Origin of the sequence: Labedaea rhizosphaerae, assembly GCF_004362825.1 — a bacterium.
Classification (GTDB): Bacteria; Actinomycetota; Actinomycetes; order Mycobacteriales; family Pseudonocardiaceae; genus Labedaea; species Labedaea rhizosphaerae.
Genome location: NZ_SNXZ01000009.1, coordinates 79,240 through 92,520, shown reverse-complemented (window position 1 = coordinate 92,520; position 13,281 = coordinate 79,240). Strand labels below are relative to the sequence as shown.

The 13,281-nt window shown below is 68.7% G+C and carries 16 protein-coding genes; 7 read left to right on the top strand and 9 right to left on the bottom strand.

The window, feature by feature from the left end:
* Position 1: 1 nt before the first annotated feature.
* Together EV186_RS35415 and EV186_RS40885 are read right to left on the bottom strand one after the other, a co-directional pair.
* Positions 2-766 (bottom strand): alpha/beta fold hydrolase, encoded by a 765-nt coding sequence (locus tag EV186_RS35415; protein WP_133853893.1) that lies wholly within the window; start codon positions 764-766, stop codon positions 2-4.
* 24 nt (positions 767-790) lie between these two features.
* Complete coding sequence (locus EV186_RS40885) at positions 791-1,705, bottom strand: YciI family protein (RefSeq protein ID WP_424984006.1); 915 nt, start codon at positions 1,703-1,705, stop codon at positions 791-793.
* 106 nt (positions 1,706-1,811) lie between these two features.
* Here EV186_RS40885 and EV186_RS35400 point away from each other — a divergent pair, with 106 nt between their 5' ends.
* The 4 genes from EV186_RS35400 (at position 1,812) to EV186_RS35385 (ending at position 5,255) form a co-directional block, all read left to right on the top strand.
* On the top strand, positions 1,812-2,468 hold the full coding sequence (locus EV186_RS35400) for a hypothetical protein (RefSeq protein WP_133853892.1): 657 nt from the start codon (positions 1,812-1,814) through the stop codon (positions 2,466-2,468).
* A gap of 58 nt (positions 2,469-2,526) precedes the next feature.
* Positions 2,527-3,705 (top strand): FAD-dependent monooxygenase, encoded by a 1,179-nt coding sequence (locus EV186_RS35395; RefSeq protein ID WP_133853891.1) that lies wholly within the window; start codon positions 2,527-2,529, stop codon positions 3,703-3,705.
* Positions 3,706-3,733: 28 nt separating this feature from the next.
* Positions 3,734-4,597 (top strand): LLM class flavin-dependent oxidoreductase, encoded by an 864-nt coding sequence (locus EV186_RS35390; protein WP_133853890.1) that lies wholly within the window; start codon positions 3,734-3,736, stop codon positions 4,595-4,597.
* Positions 4,598-4,724: 127 nt separating this feature from the next.
* The gene (locus EV186_RS35385; protein WP_133853889.1) at positions 4,725-5,255 is read left to right on the top strand and encodes a DUF5666 domain-containing protein; all 531 of its coding nucleotides are present in this window, start codon (positions 4,725-4,727) and stop codon (positions 5,253-5,255) included.
* Here EV186_RS35385 and EV186_RS35380 read toward each other — a convergent pair whose 3' ends face one another.
* From EV186_RS35380 to EV186_RS35355, 6 genes are all read right to left on the bottom strand, one after another.
* Positions 5,256-5,636, bottom strand: a complete 381-nt coding sequence (locus tag EV186_RS35380; RefSeq protein ID WP_133853888.1) for a TIGR03618 family F420-dependent PPOX class oxidoreductase — start codon at positions 5,634-5,636, stop codon at positions 5,256-5,258. It abuts the gene before it with no gap.
* Between the two features lie 74 nt (positions 5,637-5,710).
* Positions 5,711-6,340: an SRPBCC family protein gene (locus EV186_RS35375; protein ID WP_243754484.1), complete on the bottom strand. Its 630-nt coding sequence runs from the start codon at positions 6,338-6,340 to the stop codon at positions 5,711-5,713.
* 5 nt (positions 6,341-6,345) lie between these two features.
* Positions 6,346-6,678: an ArsR/SmtB family transcription factor gene (locus EV186_RS35370; RefSeq protein ID WP_133853887.1), complete on the bottom strand. Its 333-nt coding sequence runs from the start codon at positions 6,676-6,678 to the stop codon at positions 6,346-6,348.
* A gap of 33 nt (positions 6,679-6,711) precedes the next feature.
* Complete coding sequence (locus tag EV186_RS35365; RefSeq protein WP_133853886.1) at positions 6,712-7,248, bottom strand: MOSC domain-containing protein; 537 nt, start codon at positions 7,246-7,248, stop codon at positions 6,712-6,714.
* Between the two features lie 5 nt (positions 7,249-7,253).
* On the bottom strand, positions 7,254-8,951 hold the full coding sequence (locus EV186_RS35360) for a putative bifunctional diguanylate cyclase/phosphodiesterase (RefSeq protein ID WP_243754483.1): 1,698 nt from the start codon (positions 8,949-8,951) through the stop codon (positions 7,254-7,256).
* Positions 8,952-9,009: 58 nt separating this feature from the next.
* Positions 9,010-9,354 carry a hypothetical protein gene (locus EV186_RS35355; RefSeq protein ID WP_133853885.1) on the bottom strand — a complete coding sequence of 115 codons (345 nt, stop codon included), beginning with the start codon at positions 9,352-9,354 and terminating at the stop codon, positions 9,010-9,012.
* A gap of 67 nt (positions 9,355-9,421) precedes the next feature.
* Between EV186_RS35355 and EV186_RS35350 the strand changes: the two genes are divergently transcribed.
* Entirely contained in the window at positions 9,422-10,195 is a 774-nt protein-coding gene (locus EV186_RS35350) for a glycerophosphodiester phosphodiesterase family protein (RefSeq protein WP_243754482.1), read from the top strand.
* 18 nt (positions 10,196-10,213) lie between these two features.
* Here the strand turns inward: EV186_RS35350 and EV186_RS35345 are convergent, their stop codons facing one another.
* Positions 10,214-10,867, bottom strand: a complete 654-nt coding sequence (locus EV186_RS35345; RefSeq protein WP_133853883.1) for a transglycosylase family protein — start codon at positions 10,865-10,867, stop codon at positions 10,214-10,216.
* A 223-nt stretch (positions 10,868-11,090) separates the two neighbouring features.
* Here EV186_RS35345 and EV186_RS35340 point away from each other — a divergent pair, with 223 nt between their 5' ends.
* Positions 11,091-12,473, top strand: a complete 1,383-nt coding sequence (locus EV186_RS35340; RefSeq protein ID WP_133853882.1) for an MFS transporter — start codon at positions 11,091-11,093, stop codon at positions 12,471-12,473.
* Between the two features lie 348 nt (positions 12,474-12,821).
* Complete coding sequence (locus EV186_RS35335; protein ID WP_133853881.1) at positions 12,822-13,166, top strand: RNA polymerase-binding protein RbpA; 345 nt, start codon at positions 12,822-12,824, stop codon at positions 13,164-13,166.
* Positions 13,167-13,281 lie beyond the last annotated feature (115 nt).

Here is a 13,281-nt window from a genome sequence, read left to right as displayed (position 1 = left end):
GTCAGACCGCCCCGAAGAACTCGCGCAGCCGCGGGACGATCACGTCCGGGACGATGTCGTGGGTCTGGCCGTCGAGCACCTGCACGGTCGCGTCCGGGATGGCGTTGCTCAGCCGTGCCGCCGCGTCGGTCATGATCGGGCCGGAACCGGCCCCGGCCATCAGCAGCGTCGGCACGGTGATCGCCGGTGCGTCCTTGGTCAGCACTTCGGGGTCGGCGGTGATCGACGTTTCGTAGACCAGCGTGTGCGCCATGGCCTCCAGGCCGGGCCGGAACGGCGCGTTCCGCAGCTGCGCCACCACCTCTTCCGGAATCCCGATCGACAACTGGAACAGCTCCACGGCGCCACCACGGTCGCCCCGCTCAATCAGCTCGGCCAGCCGCTTCGGCAACTCCTGGTCCGGCTGCTCGGTCAGCGGCGTGTCGTAGAGGGCAAGACGGCCGATCCGCAGCGCGGCGGCCGCTTTCAGCGCGAGCACCGCACCGGAGGAGTACCCGAACAGCAGGGGCTCGCCACCGGCGTGCTCGGCCAGCGCCGCGATGTCCTCGACCTCCCGCTCCACCGACCACGGCAGCGTGTCGCCGCTCTCGCCGCGCCCGCGCCGGTCGTAGTGGTACACCGTGAAGTGCTCGGCGAGCGCCTGCGCGAACTCCATGTGCGAGGCACGCGAGTTGAACGCGCCCAGCACCACGATCAGCGGTGGGCCCGCACCGAGCCGGTCGAACGCGATCTTCGTGCCGTCGGCCGAGGTCAAGCTCTGCATCATGTCCTCCTGTGGTTGGTTGTCGCCCTACCGACGAACAAGACCAGCCTCGTTCGACGTGTTGCCGGTCCACAGCGGACGGATCTCGATCTGCCCGGCCTTCGCGAACGGGTGCTTGGCGGCGACCTCGACCGCCTCGTCCAGATCCGCGCACTCGATCACGGCGATCCCGCCGATCAGGTCCTTCGTCTCCGCGAACGGGCCGTCCCCCAGCACCACCTGGCCTTCACGGACCCGCACGGTGTTGCCTTTGGCCTCGGGGTCCAGTCCCAGCGCGCCGCGCCAGATCCCGGCCGCCTGCATGTCCTCCGACCAGGTGCCGCAGCCGGTGTTCATGTCGGAATCACCGTCGCTGAACAAGATCAAGGCGTAGAGGCGCTTGCCCGGACGAGGTTCCGGCGTGCCCGCGCGTTCGGCCACGACGCGTATGGCGTCGAGCAGGTCCTTGCCGGACGGCATGCTGTCCGGGTCGGCCGCCGCGAGTGCGGCGAGACCGACCAGCATCGCCTGGTAGAGCACACCCGCCTGCGCGAACCCCGCCGAACCGAACAGTTCGAGCAACCCACGCCGAGCGGCCTCGTTGGTGTCGCCGAACGTCTTGCGCAGCTCCGGATCGCGGCGCAGCAGCGCCATCAGCTCGAACTGCACCGCCCACAACGGCCCGCTCTCGGCGAACGACTCGATGAGCGAGTCCCAGGTGGATGTGAACTGCTCGGCCACCGGTCGGTGCTCGTCGGACTTGGGGTGCTCCTGCTCGCCCCACGCCTTGATCTCACGCTGCAACGCCTCGGTGAGCAGCGCTTCCTTGCTGCCGAAGTGGTAGCCGATCGCGGCCAAGCTCACCCCGGCGGCGCCGGCGATGTCCCGGGCGGTCGTGCGGGCGTAGCCCTTCTCGTAGAGGCAGTCGCGCGCGGCGGCGATGAGGTCCTCACGGTTGCTCATCGCCGAAGTGTCTCATACAAACGTCTCACACGGCCGTATCAAGGTGATGCGCCCGGAACTTCTGCCAACCAAATCCCGGCGGCGCGCATCCTAACCATTGAAAGCCGTGCGCGACCGCGCACGAAACAACAGGGGGAGCCTCATGTACGAGCGCATGCTGACAGTCATCGGTCTCACGGTGCTGGCCATCGGGTCGGTCACGGCCTGCAGCCCGGCCATCAGAAGCGTGCCCAACCCCGCCAGTCCGATGACACCGCCGGTTACTTCCACCAACGGCACTGCAACCACCAATGCCACGACCACCGGTGCCACGAGCGGAAATGCCCTGAACACGGGCTATGTCACCTACCGCAACGAGCGGTTCGGATTCTCCGTAGCTGTGCCGTCCTCTTTCGCCGCAGGCACGCCACCGCAGAACGGGGACGGCATGTCCTTCTCGCCGAAGGACCGCCGGGTCACCCTCAGCGTGTACGGCTCGAACAACGTTCTCGGCGACACGCCTGCGAGTGCCGCGGCGTCGTACGTGGCACAGCAGAAGAGCAAGGGCAGCCGCGTGACGTTGAACAGCGTCCACGGTGACCACTTCACCGCGTCCGGCTACGACTCGACCGGCACCACCATCTGGTACGAGCACAAGATCGTGTTCTCCAACGTCGAGTACGGGATCGACTGGGAGTACCCGGCGTCGCTGGCATCGCAGATCGATCCTCAGGTGACGGCGACCGTCCGCAGCTACGTTCCCGGGCCGAATCGGGCCGGCTGACCGAGGACTTACACAAACGTATTGCACAAGCGTCTGACACGTACGTACTATCAGCGCCATGACGAAGACAGTGCTCATCTCCGGTGCCGGCATCGCGGGCCTCACCACCGCCTACTGGCTGCACCGCCACGGCTTCACGCCCACCGTCGTCGAGCGCGCCGCGGACGTGCGCGACGGCGGCTACAAGATCGACATCAGGGGAGCGGCACTGACCGTGCTCGAGCGCATGGGCGTGCTCGACGCGATCCGCGCCCGCAAGACCGACATCCGCTCCGGCTCCGTGGTCGACGCGCGGGGGAGACGTGTGGCGGCCATGGATGGCGACACCTTCGGCGGCCGCGTCCACGGCGACGCCGAGATCCTGCGCGGCGACCTCGCCCGCATCCTCTACGACCTGACCAAGGACGAGGTCGAGTACCGCTTCGAGGACTCGATCGCCGACCTGACCGACGCCGACGACGGCGTCAAGGTCACCTTCGCCGGCGGCGCGGTGCAGAGCTTCGACCTCGTGATCGGCGCCGACGGCCTCCACTCGGCCACGCGCACCCTGACCTTCGGCCCCGGATTCGAACACGACCTCGGGTACCGCGTCGCCGTCTACAGCACACCCAACACGCTGGACCTGGACCGCGAGGAACTCACTTACGTCGGCCCTGGCCGCACCGCGCTGACCTACAACACCACCGGCGACGACGAGGCCAAGGCGATGTTCCTGTTCGCCTCCACCGCCGACACCCGTGATCCCGGTGCGGCACAACGAGTTCTCGCCGAAGCCTACGCAGGGGAGGGCTGGGCGGTACCGCAGCTGCTCGCGGCCATGCCCGAAGCGCCGGACTTCTACTGCGACTCACTCAGCCAGGTCCACCTGGACACGTGGTCACGCGGGCGCGTGTGCCTGGTCGGCGATGCGGCCCACGCGGCGTCGGCGGCGTCCGGGCAGGGCACGAGCCTCGCACTGGTCGGCGCCTACGTGCTCGCAGGCGAACTGGCCACGGCGAACGGTGACGTGTCGGGATTCCATGCCTACGAACACGAACTGCGGGAGTTCGTCGCCCAGAACCAGAAGCTGGGACCAGCCAACGTCAAGCGCATGGTGCTGCGCAGCCAAGCCCAGGTCCGGATGTCGATGGCCATGCTCGGGCTGCTGAACCGCTTGCCGGGCAAGGACAAGCTCATGGCGAAGGTCGTGGAATCCATCCACCGCGCCGCCACGGCCATCGACCTGAAGACCTACTGAACCACGTTCGACCTGGCAGGATGTGCGGGTGCGCTTCTCCATCAACATCCCCAACTTCGGGGACTTCGCCGACGCCAGGACCGTGGCCGCCGTGGCCGAAGCCGCCGAACAGGCGGGGTGGGACGCGCTGTTCGTCTGGGACCACGTGGTGCACGACAAGCACACACGCCAGGGCACACCCTTCGGCGACCCGTGGATGCTGTTGACCGCGGCCGCGCTGGCGACCTCCCGTCTCCGCCTAGGCACCCTGGTCACCCCGGTGGCCCGGCGACGGCCGGAACAACTCGCCCGCCAGGTCGCCACGCTGGACTCGCTCAGTGGCGGACGCGTCATCTTCGGCACTGGTCTCGGTGGGCCTATCGAGGACGAGTACGGCAGCTTCGGCGAACCGACCGACCCGGTCGTGCTGGCCCAACGCCTCGACGAGGGCTTGGAGTTGCTGAATCGCTACTGGTCGGGAGAGCCGGTGACCCACAACGGGCGGCACTACCGGGTCGACGACGTCACCCTGCTGCCCGCTTCGGTACAACGACCGCGGCCGCCGGTGTGGGTCGGCGGGTTCTGGCCGAAGCGGCGTCCGATGCGCCGGGCGGCGCGCTGGGATGGAGTCGTACCTCTGTTCGAGAACGCCCGGCACGGTGTCGTGCCGGCGCTCGAGGATGTGCGGGAGCTGGTGGCGTTCGTGCGTTCGGAACGGCAGTCCAGTGAACCGTTCGAGATCGTCCTCGGCGGCGTCACGCCGGACGACCCGGCCAAGGCACGTGACGTGATCGGCCCACTGGCCGACGCAGGAGCGACTTGGTGGGACGAACGACAACTGCAGCGAGGGCCGAACCTCGACCGTCTCGAACCAGTGCTGCGCCGGATAGAGGCGGGGCCACCGACGCTATAGAACGTCTACTTGACATAATGTAGATTATCGGCGTTATTGAGACCTGGGGTTATCGTCCAGCCACCCTCGGTCCTAACGTCACGGTGACGAAAGCATCCTTACCTGACTCGTACGTTCACCTGATCCGATGCTGACCGACGTCGCCCACCATGGCCTCATGACCGAACCGCCGTTTCAGTACCCGCACGACGAAGGCCAGTTGCCGCCGGAGACGCACCAGCAAGAGACGGCTCAGTTCGCGGTGCCGTCGCCGCAGCCGTCGTTCTGGCAACGCTATAAAGCGGCGCTTCTCGCCGGTGCCCTCGTGCTCGTCCTGGTCATCGCCGGCGCGGTGTGGGCGGTGGCGGCGTCCTCCACTTCGGAAGCCACGCCGTCGGCCTCATCGAGCCCTGCGCCAACCAGTGGTGCCGCCAAGGACAAGGGCAAGGACCGGCCTGTCATACGGGGCACGGTCACCGCCGAGGACGGCGACACCTGGACGGTGAAGACCGACAAGGGCGACACCGTCCAGGTGACCATCAGCGACGCGACCAAGTTCGGCACCGCCAAGGCACCCGCCGACAAGACCAAGATCACCGTGAACAGCAAGGTGATCGTCACCGGCAAGAACACCGACGGCAAGGTCGAGGCCCGCCGGATCCGGCTCCCCCAAAGTTGATCAACGAACGCCGACGGTCTGGTGGTCCAGTTCGACGACGGCGACGATCCGCTCCGCGTCCCGCCCGTACGGCTTCCCGGTGTACTTGATCTGGATCGGGTCGATGATCCCCCAGGCGTCATCGCCCTCGATCCAGTCGATGACGCGGCCGCGGACGACCACGGGCGAGAACGGGTTGTCCACGGGCGTGATCGAGATGGCGACCCGCGGGTCGTTGCGCAGGTTGCGGGCCTTGCGGGTGTTCGGGCCGGTGAAGAAGACGAGCTGGTCGCCGCGGGTGCCGACGAACACCGGGGTGCTGTGCGGTGCTCCGTCCGGGCCGACGGTGGCGAGGTGGGCGATCGAGGTGCCGTCGAGGACCTGGCGGACGTCGTTGTTCATGGTGTTCTCCCCAGTCGAAGTTCGTCGTTGTGGGAGAACCGTAGCACGTAGAGTTCCTTAAGGGAACTCCAGACTCACCCTCCGGTGTAGGCCGCGACGGTGCGCTCGGCCATGCTCCGGGCCGTGTCGCTGCTCTCACCAGCGGCGATGTGGGCCTCACCCCACAGGTCGGCGGCCAGCCGGAAGAACTCCTTGCCCTGCTCGGAGGCCATCCAGGCCATCCCAGCCTGCGGGTCCTGGGCCTCCCCCGTCGCGATGTGCAGGCCCAGCGCCATGAGCCCGGCCTCCCAGCCCAGCCCGACCGCGCCGGGGCCGAACTGGCGCCAGTGGTCGTCCTCGACACCGGTGATGTGGGTGAGCTCGAACCGGGTGCCACCGTCCACTTCGGTCAGGCGGAGCTCGATCCAGCTCATCCCACCGGCGAACTCCCAGGTGGCGTCGAAGCCATGCGGCGGGTCGCAGCGCTCGATCGTGCCGCCGGCGTTGCCTTCCAGTTGGTAGTGGCCGCCGACCTCGAGGTCGCCGGTGACGGGCAGGAACCAGCGTGGGATGCGTTCGGGGTTGGTGCAGGCGTCCCAGAGGTCGGCGAGGTCGGTGTCGTAGACGCGGGTGAGGACCACGGTGTTGGCCTCCCCCGCGTCGAGGGTGCGCGAGCCGACCGCGCGGGTGGTGCTGTTGATCTCGTGCTTGACATCCACGTCCACTGTGGTCAGTCCTCCTTGCGGCGGCGTTTGCCGCGAGCGATCTCGGTGGCCAGCGCGTCCAGCGGCTGGGTCCAGAAGTGGCGGTACCGGTCGAGCCAATCGTCGATGTCCTGCAGCGGGGTCGGGTCGACCGAGTAGAGGCGTCGGGTGCCATCGGCGCGCACGGTGGTGAAACCGTTGTCCCGCAACACCTTCAGGTGCTGCGAGACGGCCGGCTGGGAGATGCCGAACTCGGCGCGCACGATCGCCGTGACGTCGCCGGCGGCCCGCTCCCCCTCGGCGAGGAGGTCGAGGATCCGCCGGCGTACGGGGTCTCCGAGAACATCGAACGCGTGCACGACGCAGAAGCTATCAGCGGTGCCTTATATAAGTCAAACCTTCTCAAGTGGGCGGTGCTCGCCATCGGGTAACTCGACCTCGATAGGATCGCCGGGCCGGACCACCCCGCCGGTCAGCACCACGCCCATGACACCGGCCTTGCGGATCAGAGACCCGTCTGGGGCCCGGTCGAGGACGGCCTTCATCAGGCCCTTCTGGAAGTGGTCGAGCTGCAGGCACGGGTTGCGCAGCCCGGTGATCCGCACGCTCGCCGACTCCCCCAGCCGCAGCACGGCACCGGTCGGCAGGGCGAGCAGGTCCACTCCCCTGGTCGAGACGTTCTCGCCGATCGAGCCCGGCACGACGCGGAAACCACGGGCCTGCAACTCATCCAGTAGTTCGTGGTGGACGAGGTGCACTTGCCGGAGGTTGGGCTGGGTGGGATCGCGGCGCACGCGTGAGCGGTGTTTCACCGTCGTGCCGCAGTGGGCGTCACCCTCGACGCCCAGCCCGGCGAGCAGGGTGATCGAGTCGGTGGGCGGTTTGGTGAAGGTGTGCGTGGTGGCGCGGGCGACCGCAGCGACGTTCATGACGTTCACGCCGTCTCCGACGGCTGGCTCTCGCCGTCGATCTCCTCCATCAGCTGCGGACGCCGGGAGAACTGGCCCATCGGGCGGGACAGCAGTTCGGTCAGCGGCGCCGGGCGTCCTAAGTGGAATCCCTGGGCCACGCGAACACCGAGGCGGGACAAGGCGTCGACCTGAGTGGGCCGCTCGACCCATTCGGCCACGACCGACAGGCCGAGACCGCGGGCGATGTCGACCAGGCCCTGCACGAGCACGGTGTCGCGGCTGCCGTAGTCGATGCCCTTGACGAACTCGCCATCGATCTTCAGGCCGGTGATCGGCAGCTGCTTGAGGTGCACGAACGAGCCGAAGCCGGAGCCGAAGTCGTCCAACGTGATGCGGCAGCCGTTCGCACGCAGCTTCTGCGAGAGGCTGCGGGCGGCGTCGAGGTTGGTGACGGCCGCGGTCTCGGTGATCTCGAAACCGAGCCGGCCCGGGGCGACCCCGGCCGCGGCGAGCCGGTCCAGCACGAAGTCGCCGAAGTCCTCGTCCTCCAGCGTCCGGCCGGAGACGTTGACGTTGAACCGCAGCCCCGGGTACGGGTGCTGCACCAGCGCGTCGATGGCGGTGCCCGCGACCCAGCGGTCGATGTCGAACACCAGATCGCTGCGCTCGACGGCGGGCAGGAACTCGCCAGGCCCGAGGTAGGGCTTGCGGCCGTCCTCGAGGCGCAGCAGCAGTTCGTGGCCGACGACGCGGCCGCCGATAAGCTTGACCATCGGCATGGCGTGCAGGGCCAGGTGCCCGTCGACGAGGGCGGCGCGCACGCGGTCGAGCACGGTGACGCGCATGGCCGTGTTCATGTAGTGGCCGCGCTCGTACACGGTGACGCGGTTGCGTCCGGCCGACTTGGACGCGTAGAGCGCGAGGTCGGCGTTGGCGAGCACCGCCTGCCAGCTCTCGCCCGACTGGAAGCACGCGACGCCCGCGCTGATCGTCGTGCGGGTCGCGCCGTAGCCGCCGACCAACGGGACCGCGGCCACGGCGGTGCGCAGCCGGTCGGCGACGGCGACGGCGTCCTGTTCGTTGGAGCCGCCGAGCACCACGGCGAACTCGTCGCCGCCGAGGCGCCCGATGGTGCTGCCGCCGCCGAGGCGGTCGCGCAGCAGGCGGGCCAGCGTGCACATGACCCGGTCGCCGGTCGGGTGGCCGTGCAGGTCGTTGATGTCCTTGAAGTTGTCGAGGTCGAGCAGCAGCAGGGCGCCGCCCTTGCCGGTGGCGAGCTGGTGTTCGAGCGCGCGGGTCAGCGCGCGGCGGTTGGGCAGGCCGGTGAGCGGGTCCTCCTCGACCATGCGCAGCAGGTCTTCCTTGCGGATGCCGAGGTTGGCCGCGGAGAGTTCGCGGTCGCGCCAGCGGGTCACGTCGGTGATCCGGTAGAGCAGGTGGTCGGGGTCGAGCTCGGTGCAGCGCACGTCGAGCCAGAGGTGCTGGCCGCCGGACGCGTCGGGGCAGTAGACGACGACGCTGTCCTGCGGGCCTTCGGGCGCGCCGGGGAGCAGCGCGGTGAGCGAACGGCCGACGGCCTGCTCGGCGTCGAGGTCGAGCAGTGTGCCCGCCGCCGGGTTGATCCAGGTCAGCGCGTTGCGCGCGTCGGTGATCGCGTACGCGATGTCGCTCATCGCGAGCACGCCCTCGGCGTCCGCACCGCCTCCCGCGGGCTCGCTCACGTGATCCCCTTGCCCCGTCACATGGTTTGTCCGGCCCAGCCTAGCTGGCTACGGAAGGTCAACGCAGGCGTTCCAGGCCTTGTGCGGTGTCCGCCAGTTGCCGGGCGAGGGTGCGCAGTTCGGCCAGGTCGGCGCCGTCGTCGGCCGCGGTGGCCACGTCCTCGGCCGCGCACCGCAGCTGGAACAGGCGATCTTGCAGGTCAGCGAGTTCGGCGTTGGACAGGACGACGGCGTCCTCGGGCAGACCCCCGCGTTGCACGGCGGTGCGGCGCTCGTAGGCGCGCTGGCGGCAGGCCTGCCCGCAGTAGCGGCGTGGCCTGCCCACTTTCCCGTCCTCGGGCAGCGTGCGGCCGCACCACCCGCAGTGTCGGGTCTGTTGCCTGCTGAGTGTTCCGACCGGCATGGTGGCAGAACCTATCCGGTCACCCACCGTGCACCGGACAGCCACGCCGCTGGGGCACACTCACCCCGTGGCTTCGCACCCGTACCTGGACGGTCCGTACCCGCGTGCGTTCGCGCACCGCGGCTGGCACGCGGACGAGCTGACCGGCATGGAGAACTCGATGGCGGCGTTCCGGCGCGCGGTCGCCGAGGGCTACCGGTACCTGGAGACCGACGTGCACGCCACGAGCGACGGCGTGGTCGTGATCCACCACGACGCGGTGCTGGACCGCACGACCGACGGGATCGGGGCGCTGGCCACGCAGCCGTGGTCGGTGGTCGGCAAGGCGCTGGTCGGCGGGCGTGAGCCGGTGTGCCGGTTGACCGATGTGCTGGAGGAACTGCCGGACGCGTTGTTCAACATCGACGTGAAGGCGGCCTCGGCGGTGGCGCCGCTGGTGCGGACGCTGCAGCGGGCGAACGCGCTGGACCGGGTGTGCGTCGCGTCGTTCTCCCACGCGCGGCTGGTCCGGGTGCGCAAGCTCGGCGGGCCGCGGCTGCTGACGTCGATGGCACCGCCGGCCGTGGGTGCGTTGTGGGCGGCGAGCCGGCTGCCGGTGCTGCCGCTGGGATGGGCGATCCAGGGTGTGGCGGCGCAGATCCCGGTGCGGCAGGGGCGGATGACGCTGGTGACGCCCGCGGTGCTGCGCCTGGCGCACCGGCGTGGCGCGGAGGTGCACGTGTGGACCGTGGACGAGGAGGCCGAGATGCACCGGCTGCTCGACCTCGGCGTCGACGGCCTGGTGACCGATCAGCCCGCTCTGCTGCGGGACGTGCTGAAGGAGCGCGGCGTGTGGGTCTGAGCGCGCACCAGGTAGCGATCAGCGCCGGGGCGCCTTGCCCTTCCACGCGGCTGTCCACGTCTTCGGGCCCAGGCGCCCGGAGGCCTTGATGCCGTTGGCGCGCTGCAGGTCCACCACCGCCTCGCGAGTCTTGGCGTAGTAGCAGCCGGTGCCGTCGAAGCCGTAGCCGTAGGCGTTCATGCGCAACTGGAACTCGCGCAACGCGGGTGCGCAGTCGCCGTAGGCGTAGACCACGCCGGGCCACTTCGGCATGGCGCCGGGTTTGGGTTTGCCGCCGATGTAGGACGAGTCGGCGTAGGTGGGTTTCTGCTTGCTGCGGGCGTCGGAGTCGTTGCGCAGGCCGAGCTTGCCCGCGCACTCCCAGGGCTGCCAGCCGCGCATCCGGTACAGGTACAGCGCCCGGTAGTCCTGCTCGCCGGGCGGGACCAGGTGCGGCATGCTCGTGCCGCCCACGCTGCGCCACGTCGGCAGGTCGAACTGGTAGGCGCCGTAGTAGCCGTTGCCGGTGTTGGTCGTGTAGCGGTTGCTCGACTCGCAGCCGCGCAGCCTCGACCAGTCACCCGCCGAGGGATCCGCGCTCGCCGTGCCCGCGCCGAACAGTTGCACCGTCGCGGCCGCCACCAACGTCAGCAGCAGCGTCGCGATCCCGCGAAACACCCGTCTACCAGCCATGACAACGGACGGTAAGCCAAAGTCACAGCGACCACAAGTGCAACAAGGAACCCATCAGCCTCACACATCACCCGCCCGGGTGGGTGGACCGACACGCCGGGAGTTCCGGCCGACATGAATGTTCGGCATCGACCTGCGATTGCCGTCCCAGCAGGCCACCGGTGACCAGTAATCTCCCCTCGCCCGGCGCGAAAACCGCCGAGGACGTCGCGAGAGGCCCTAGATGAACCCCGATGTTGCACCGGACCGCGACCAGGCCCGGCTGAAAACCCAGCGGACCGGCTGGTACGGCTACGGCTGGGCGAGCCACACGTTCGAGGCGACGGTCGTCGCCGTGTTCGCCGGCCGGTACCTGAGCGCGGTGGCCGACAACGCCGCGGGCACCGACGACGGGACGGGCCGGCTGCACGTGCTGGGCCTGCCGATCGCGTCGGGGTCGCTCTACAGCTACACGATCGGGCTCGGCAGCCTGCTGCTGTTCGTGCTGCTGCCCATCGTCGGGGCGATCGCCGACCGCACCGGGCGCAAGCGCGAGATGCTGCTCGGCTTCGGTTACACCTCCGCGGTGCTGTGCGCGTTGATGATCTTCATCGGCGAGACCAGCTGGGTGCTCGGCGCGCTGCTGCTCCTCGGCGCGTACCTGACCTACAGCGCGGCGAAGATCGTCTACAACTCGATCCTGCCGGACATCGCCGGGCCCGACGAACGGGACAAGGTGTCGTCGGTCGGCTGGGCCATCGGGTACATGGGCGGCGGTGTGCTGCTCGCCATCAACTTCGTGTGGTCGTTCTTCATCGACGACAAGGCGTTGCTCGCGCGGCTGTCGCTGTCGAGCGCGGGTGTCTGGTGGATGCTCTTCGCGATCATCGCCGTGGTGAAGCTGCGGCACCTGCCCAAGCCGGCCGAGTCGCTCACCCCGGTCACCGGCAGCGTGTTCACCGCCGGGTTCCGCGAGCTGCGCAAGACCCTGCGCGAGGCCCGGGGGTACCCGCTGACGCTGATGTTCCTGATCGCGTACCTGATCTACTTCGACGGCATCTCCACGGTCACCTCCATGGCCGCCGTGTACGCGGACAAGGAACTGCACCTGGAGGAGACGTTCCTGCTGACCACGATCCTCGTGGTGCAGTTCGTCGCGTTCGGCGGCGCGCTGCTGCTGGGCCGGCTCGCCGAACGCTGGGGCGCCAAGCGGACGATCATGGGCGGTCTGATCATCTGGATCGCCGTCGTCGTGATCGCCTACTTCGTGCAGGAGCACGCGCAGTGGCAGTTCTTCTCGCTGGCCATCGTGCTCGCGCTGGTGCTCGGCGGCACGCAGGCGCTGTCCCGGTCGGCGTTCTCGGGCATGATCCCGAAGGGCAAGGAAGCCGAGTACTTCAGCCTCTACGAGGTCTCGAGCTCCGGCACCAGCTTCCTCGGCCCGGTGCTCTTCGGCCTCACGCTGCAGTTCACCGACAGCTACCGGTACGCGATCCTGGCCATGATCTTGTTCTTCGTGGTCGGCCTGGCCGTGCTGAGCCGGATCAACGTCCGCAAGGCGATCGTCGACGCGGGCAACACCCCACCGGCGAGCCTGAAAGAGTCGTCACACAAAGTGACCGTGTAGGTGAATTCGGTACGACTACGTATCGTGACGGCCGGGTGAACCCTGGGCACGCGCAGCTCCGGGTTCTCCGGCTGGAACCAGCCGCGATAGGTCAACTCAGGCCGCCATGACCGGCGCCGACGCGCCAAGATCCCCCAACAGGGTGATATCGCCGGGTCGATCCGACGTTTACGCGTCACAATTCAGCGCCGGGGGCATCTTCCTAGAGGAAGCTGTTGTTGACGGGTGAAACATGTCACGGTGCGCGACGACCATCAGGGCAAAGGGAATGTTCCGGCTAGGCCATTCGTTGCACACCGTGAGCGCCACCCAGGCTCCGCCTTGTGAGCCGAGCGAAAGGACACCGCCATGGCCGACCGAGTTCTGCGGGGTAGCCGGCTAGGGGCCGTCAGCTACGAAACCGATCGCAACCACGATCTTGCCCCACGCCGGACGGTCCGATACGCGTGCCCGAAGGACCACGACTTCGAGGTGCCCTTCTCCGATGACGCCGAGGTCCCGCCGATCTGGGAATGCCGCCTCCACGGCCTCGAATCCAAGATGATCGACGGCTCGGACCCCGAGCCGAAGAAGAGCAAGCCACCGCGCACCCACTGGGACATGCTGCTCGAGCGCCGCACGATCCCCGAACTGGAAGATCTCCTCACCGAACGGCTGGCCGAGCTCCGTGGCCGCCGCAGCCGCAGCGCCTGAGACACCCCCAAGACCGAGAACCCCCTGGCCAACCCCCAGCCAGGGGGTTCTTGCTGTGTATATGGCGCTCTCTTCGTTCGCGCGCATGGCCGCCCTTCAAGGGCTTGCCTCGCTC